This is a genomic window from Pseudomonas sp. 58 R 3 (assembly GCF_900006605.1).
GTDB classification, from domain to species: Bacteria; Pseudomonadota; Gammaproteobacteria; order Pseudomonadales; family Pseudomonadaceae; genus Aquipseudomonas; species Aquipseudomonas salomonii.
Genome location: NZ_CVTT01000011.1, coordinates 1 through 1,785, shown reverse-complemented (window position 1 = coordinate 1,785; position 1,785 = coordinate 1). Strand labels below are relative to the sequence as shown.

The window sequence follows — 1,785 nt, the reverse complement described above, 5'->3', positions numbered from 1 at the left end:
TGCCGGGCGAGCAAACGTCGAGGTGGTCGGCGTCGGCGCGGCTACCGGCGCGGGCGCCGGTGCGCTGAACAGACTGCGACGGTTGCTGCGCGAAATGCTGTGCACCTTCTCGCACAGCATCTGCTTGACCTTGTCGGGGTTGCGCGAGATGTCTTCGAAATTCTTCGGCAGGAAGTCCACCGCACCCGCGTCCAGCGCGTCGAGGGTCACCCGGGCGCCTTCGTGGGTCAGCGAGGAGAACATCAACACCGGGGTCGGGCAGCGCTGCATGATGTGTCGGACTGCGGTGATGCCATCCATCATCGGCATCTCGTAGTCCATGGTGATCACGTCCGGTTTCAACGCAATGGCTTGATCAATCGCCTCTTTACCGTTGGTGGCCGTGCCGACCACCTGGATGGTTGGATCGGCGGAAAGAATTTCCGAGACGCGGCGGCGGAAGAAACCCGAATCGTCCACCACCAGGACCTTGACTGCCATAAACACTCCGTTAGGCGGGGCGGGCACTACCGCCCTGCCCCACCAGAATCAAATACGCCGAGCGGCGTAACGCTTGAGCATGCTCGGAACATCAAGAATCAGCGCGATCCGACCGTCACCGGTGATGGTCGCACCCGACATGCCTGGGGTTCCCTGCAGCATTTTGCCCAAAGGCTTGATGACCACTTCTTCCTGACCCACCAGTTGATCGACCACAAAGCCGATGCGCTGGGTGCCCACGGACAGAATCACCACATGGCCCTCACGCTGCTCTTCATGCTTGGCCGAAGCCACCAGCCAGCGCTTGAGGTAGAACAGCGGCAACGCTTTGTCGCGCACGATCACCACTTCCTGGCCGTCCACCACGTTGGTGCGCGACAGGTCGAGGTGGAAGATCTCGTTGACGTTGACCAGCGGGAAAGCGAACGCCTGGTTGCCCAGCATTACCATCAGGGTGGGCATGATCGCCAAGGTCAACGGCACCTTGATCACGATCTTGGAGCCCTGGCCCTTGGTCGAGTAGATGTTGATCGAGCCGTTGAGCTGGCTGATCTTGGTCTTCACCACGTCCATGCCCACGCCACGGCCGGACACGTCGGAAATCTCGGTCTTGGTCGAGAAGCCCGGGGCGAAGATCAGGTTATAGCACTCGGTGTCGGTCAGGCGGTCGGCGGCGTCCTTGTCCATCACCCCGCGCTTGACCGCGATATTGCGCAGAATCGCCGGGTCCATGCCTTTGCCGTCATCGGTGATCGACAGCAGGATATGGTCGCCTTCCTGTTCGGCCGCCAGAATCACCTTGCCGTTGCGCGACTTGCCCGAGGCTTCGCGCTCTTCCGGGGTTTCCACGCCGTGGTCGACGGCGTTGCGCACCAAGTGGACCAGCGGGTCGGCCAGGGCCTCGACAAGGTTTTTGTCGAGGTCGGTTTCTTCACCCACCAGTTCCAGGTTGATTTCTTTCTTGAGCTGGCGCGCCAGGTCGCGAACCAGACGCGGGAAGCGGCCGAAGACTTTCTTGATCGGCTGCATGCGCGTTTTCATTACGGCGGTCTGCAGGTCTGCGGTGACCACGTCGAGGTTCGACACGGCCTTTTGCATGGCTTCGTCGCCGCTGTTCAAGCCCAGGCGCACCAGGCGGTTACGCACCAGCACCAGCTCGCCGACCATGTTCATGATGTCGTCCAGGCGCGCGGTATCAACCCGCACGGTGGTTTCGGCTTCACTGGCAGGTTTTTCCGCCACCGGCGCCGCTGCGGCACGCGCAGGTGCGGCAGCCGGTGCAGGTGCCGGTGCAGGCTTGGCAGC

2 protein-coding genes are annotated in these 1,785 nt (G+C 62.1%); both read right to left on the bottom strand.

Translation table 11 applies throughout. The annotated features are described in order from the left end of the window. A partial coding sequence (locus BFP92_RS01715) for a response regulator (protein ID WP_139114018.1) occupies positions 1–480 on the bottom strand: 480 nt, incomplete at its 3' end. 48 nt (positions 481–528) lie between these two features. Further along, the coding region (locus tag BFP92_RS01710; RefSeq protein WP_139114017.1) for a chemotaxis protein CheA at positions 529–1,785 on the bottom strand (1,257 nt) is incomplete at its 5' end.